Raw genomic sequence first — 560 nt, 5'->3', positions numbered from 1 at the left:
GGGGGGCAATTTAGTTGGTTATACCAGAACCCTTACCACTGCCACGGTGCTGGCAGTGAACAAAGGCGAACAGGAACTGGCCATGGCTCTAAGTATTATTTTGCTGCTTTTAGCGTTTTTTATCACGGTGGTATTAACAACGGCTCAACAAAGGGGGAGGTGTCCATAGATGACGATTCTTGAAGCAAGAGACATTGAATTTAGAAAAAATGGCAAAACCATTATCGATGTGGATGCCTTTCACTTATATGAAGGGGAAGTCACAGCCCTTATCGGCGTGAACGGAGCCGGCAAAACCACTTTGATGCAGATATTGGCGCTGCTCCAGCAGCCCACCGCCGGAAAAGTTTTTTTTAAGGGTGAACAAGCCCAAAAGAATAACCTATTACGGCTGCGCAAAAAAATGGCCTTTGTTTTTCAACAACCCCTTTTGCTGGATATGACAGTGAGAAAAAATATTGAAACCGGCTTACGTCTGCGTGGGGTTTCTCCACAAGAAATCAAAAATCGTGTTGAGGAATGGCTCGAAAAACTGGGAATCTCCCATTTGGCAGAGGGAT

General features: G+C 45.2%; 1 protein-coding gene. It reads left to right on the top strand.

The genetic code is table 11. The features are described from left to right. Positions 1 to 169 precede the first annotated feature (169 nt). Positions 170 to 560, top strand: a 391-nt coding sequence (locus tag C5F48_RS24470) for an ATP-binding cassette domain-containing protein (protein WP_146170789.1), incomplete at its 3' end; no start/stop codon positions are given.

The organism is Cereibacter changlensis JA139 (assembly GCF_003034985.1).
Classification (GTDB): Bacteria; Pseudomonadota; Alphaproteobacteria; order Rhodobacterales; family Rhodobacteraceae; genus Cereibacter; species Cereibacter changlensis.
This window is presented reverse-complemented; position numbering and strand designations above follow the sequence as displayed.